4 protein-coding genes are annotated in these 3,809 nt (G+C 67.1%); 3 read left to right on the forward strand and 1 reads right to left on the reverse strand.

Features of this window, described 5'->3' with window-relative positions:
• Window positions 1–45: 45 nt before the first annotated feature.
• Complete coding sequence (locus GBZ26_RS31045) at window positions 46–153, reverse strand: type II toxin-antitoxin system HicB family antitoxin (protein WP_425599371.1); 108 nt, start codon at window positions 151–153, stop codon at window positions 46–48.
• A gap of 193 nt (window positions 154–346) precedes the next feature.
• Between GBZ26_RS31045 and GBZ26_RS28060 the strand changes: the two genes are divergently transcribed.
• The 3 genes from GBZ26_RS28060 to glyS all read left to right on the forward strand — a co-directional run bounded on the left by GBZ26_RS28060 (window position 347) and on the right by glyS (window position 3,720).
• Window positions 347–616: a hypothetical protein gene (locus GBZ26_RS28060; RefSeq protein WP_174441613.1), complete on the forward strand. Its 270-nt coding sequence runs from the start codon at window positions 347–349 to the stop codon at window positions 614–616.
• Between the two features lie 88 nt (window positions 617–704).
• Complete coding sequence (locus tag GBZ26_RS28065) at window positions 705–1,592, forward strand: glycine--tRNA ligase subunit alpha (protein WP_174441614.1); 888 nt, start codon at window positions 705–707, stop codon at window positions 1,590–1,592.
• Window position 1,593: 1 nt separating this feature from the next.
• On the forward strand, window positions 1,594–3,720 hold the full coding sequence (glyS, locus tag GBZ26_RS28070) for a glycine--tRNA ligase subunit beta (RefSeq protein ID WP_174441615.1): 2,127 nt from the start codon (window positions 1,594–1,596) through the stop codon (window positions 3,718–3,720).
• The last annotated feature ends 89 nt before the right edge of the window (window positions 3,721–3,809 follow it).

Here is a 3,809-nt window from a genome sequence, read left to right on the forward strand (position 1 = left end):
CTATCCGGTCATCGTCCGCCCCCTGCCCCCGGAACAGGGTGTCGGCTATGTGGCCGCGGTGCAGCCCGGCAGGTCGGGCACCTCGGCCACATAGCCGACACCCTGTTCCGGGGGCAGGGGGCGGACGATGACCGGATAGGCGCTGGCGTTCATGACGTTGCGTCTCCTCTGCGCACGGTTTTCATCCATTAGGTGCCGCTTCCGCTGCGGACGACAAGGATTCTTTGCGCTGGACGGGCGCTTCTTTCGATGTTCGATCCATTTTCGATGGATCAGCCGTTCGGGGCGCGTTCGGGGTGAAGGCCGCTCTTGACCGGGCGGCCCCGCACCCCCTAATCCTGCTTCCATGTTCAGCTTGTCCAAAATCCTGTTCCTGGCGCTGGTGATCGGCGCCGTGTGGTTCGGCTGGCGCTGGTACAACCGCGTCGGCGCGGTCGGTCGGGAGCGCCTGCGCGAGCGGGAGCGTCGCGGCTCCGGAAAGTCCGCCTCCACCAGTGGCGGCGGCTCGTCCCAACTGGCCGCCGAGGACATGGAGAAGTGCCCGGAATGCGGCGCCTATGTCGCCCCGCGCTCCGCCGTGGCCTGCGGCCGGCCGGTCTGCCCCTACGGCCGCTGAACCTTAAACCCAGGCGGGCGCTTGATTCCGGGGATACCGCCGCGTATCGTGCGGCGCGTTTTTCCACACCAATCATAAGTGACCGCCGATGGCCTCCCCGAGCGGGTCTTCCCAAGACAGCCGCGGCCTGTCCTTTCAGGCCCTGATCCTCAAGCTCCACCAGTTCTGGTCGGAGCAGGGCTGCGTGATCCTCCAGCCCTACGACATGGAGGTGGGTGCGGGCACCTTCCACCCGGCGACGACGCTGCGCGCCCTCGGCCCGCAGCAGTGGAAGGCGGCCTATGTGCAGCCCTCGCGCCGCCCGAAGGATGGCCGCTACGGCGAGAACCCGAACCGGCTCCAGCACTACTACCAGTATCAGGTGATCCTGAAGCCCTCGCCGGCCAACGCGCAGGAGCTGTATCTGGAAAGCCTGCGGGTGCTGGGCATCGACCCGTCGCTGCACGACATCCGATTCGTCGAGGACGACTGGGAAAGCCCGACGCTGGGCGCCTGGGGCCTCGGCTGGGAGGTCTGGTGCGACGGCATGGAGGTCACCCAGTACACCTATTTCCAGCAGGTCGGCGGCATCGAGTGCGACCCGGTCGCGGTCGAGCTGACCTACGGGCTGGAGCGTCTGGCCATGTATGTGCAGGGCGTGGAGAACGTCTACGACTTGGACTTCAACGGCCAGGGCGTGAAGTACGGCGACGTGTTCAAGCGCGCCGAGGTCGAGTATTCGGCCCACAACTTCGAGCACGCCAACACCGACATGCTGCTCCAGCATTTCAAGGACGCCGAGGCGGAGTGCCAGTCGCTGATCGCCAAGGGCGTCGCGCTGCCGGCCTACGACCAGTGCATCAAGGCGTCGCACCTCTTCAACCTGCTGGACGCGCGCGGCGTCATCAGCGTCGTGGAGCGCGCCGCCTACATCGGCCGCGTGCGCGCGCTGGCGAAAGCCTGCTGCGAGGCGTGGACCGCCGGGGGGGCCAAGTAACATGCCTGAACTTCTGATCGAATTCTTCTCCGAGGAAATCCCGGCCCGCATGCAGGCGCGCGCGGCGGACGACCTCAAGCGTCTCGTCACCGAGAAGCTGGCCGCCAACGGCTTGAGCTTCGACACGGCCGAGGCCCATTCCACCCCCCGCCGCCTCGCGCTGGTGATCGACGGCCTGGCCGAGCGCACCGCCGACGTCCGCGAGGAGAAGAAGGGGCCGCGCGTCGGCTCGCCCGAGCAGGCGGTCGCCGGTTTCCTGAAGTCCGCCGGCCTGACCAGCCTCGACCAGTGCGAGCAACGCGACACCGGCAAGGGCGTCTTCTACTTCGCCGTGGCGGAGAAGAAGGGGCGGGTGACCACAGATGTTGTGGATGAAGTCATTCGCGAAGTGTTTTTGCAATTCCCTTGGCCCAAATCTATGAGGTGGGGAAATAGCTCGGTTCGGTGGGTTCGCCCTCTACACTCTGTAATTGCTATCTTTAACGGAAAGGTTATTGATAGCGGAATTCTTCTGCCACGCTCTCTGGGATCAATTATAGACGATCGTAGGCAGGACGAAGAGTCTGCTTTCATCAATTTCGGCAACAGCACCCGCGGCCACCGCTTCCTGTCGCCGGACGCCTTCACGGTCGATAGCTTCGCCGACTACAAGGCCAAGCTGCGCGACGCCCACGTCGTTCTGGACCGCGCCGAGCGCAAGGCCAAGATCAAGGCCGACGCCGAGGCGCTGGCCGCGCGGGAGGGGCTGACCCTCTCCCCCGACGACGGGCTGCTGGAGGAGGTCGCCGGCCTCGTCGAATGGCCGGTCGCCCTGGTCGGCACCATCGATGAGAAGTTCATGGACGTGCCGTCGGAGGTTCTCATCACCTCCATGCGCACGCACCAGAAGTATTTCGCCCTGCTGGACAAGGCCGGCAAGATGGCGCCGCGCTTCGTCGTGGTCGCGAACACGGCGACGGCGGACGGTGGCAAGGCCATCGTCGCCGGCAACGAGCGGGTACTCCGCGCCCGCCTGTCCGACGCCAAGTTCTTCTGGGACCAGGACCGCAAGACCAAGCTGGAAGACCGCGTGTCCAAGCTGGGCGCCATCACCTTCCACGCCAAACTCGGCACGGTGGCGGAGAAGGTCACGCGCGTCCAGGTGCTGGCCGCCGAGATCGCCCGCGCCATCGGCGCTGACGTGGACGCCGCGACCCGCGCCGCCCTGCTGTCCAAGGCGGACCTCGTGACCGAGGTGGTCGGCGAGTTCCCCGAGGTCCAGGGCATCATGGGCCGCTACTACGCGCTGGGCGAGGGCGAGAACCCGGCGGTCGCCGAGGCCATCGCCGAGCATTACAAGCCGCTCGGGCCGTCGGATTCCTGTCCGACCGCTCCGGTGTCGGTCGCCGTGGCGCTGGCCGACAAGCTCGACACGCTGGTCGGCTTCTTCGCCATCGACGAGAAGCCCACGGGCTCGAAGGACCCCTACGCGCTGCGCCGCGCCGCGTTGGGCATCATCCGGCTGATCCTGGAGAACGGGCTGCGGCTGAACCTGACGCAGCTGTTCAAGGCCGCGCACGGCGCCTACACGGTCGGCGGTTTCGCCGCCGCCGATGGCGTCGCCACCGACCTGATGGCCTTCTTCGCCGACCGCCTGAAGGTCACGCTGCGCGATCAGGGTGTGCGGCATGATCTGGTGGATGCGGTGTTCGCTCTGGGGGGCGAAGACGACCTCGTCCGGCTGCTGGCCCGCGTGAAGGCGCTCCAGACCTTCGTCGGGTCGGAGGAGGGGGCGAACCTGCTCGCCGCCTACAAGCGCGCCAGCAACATCGTCCGCATCGAGGAGAAGAAGGATGGCAAGGCCTACGACCAGCCGGTCGATCCGGCCCTGCTGACGCTCGCGGAGGAAAAGGATCTCTACGGCGCTCTGTCCGATGCCGGCGAGACGGCCCGGCCGCTGCTGGCCAAGGAGGACTTCACCGGCACGATGGCGGCGCTGGCCCGTCTGCGCGGTCCGGTGGACGCCTTCTTCGACAAGGTGACGGTGAACGCCGAGCAGGCCGACCTGCGCGCCAACCGCCTGCGCCTGCTCAGCCAGATCCGGGCGACGCTGAACGCGGTGGCGGACTTCTCGCGCATCGAGGGGTGATGGGGCAGGGGGTGCCGTTGCGGTGCCCCTACCTTCCCACGCTTGCGCGTGGGTCCCTCCCTCCCTTGCGAAGCGGGGGAGGGTCAGGG

Source organism: Azospirillum formosense, assembly GCF_013340925.1.
GTDB lineage: Bacteria > Pseudomonadota > Alphaproteobacteria > Azospirillales > Azospirillaceae > Azospirillum > Azospirillum formosense.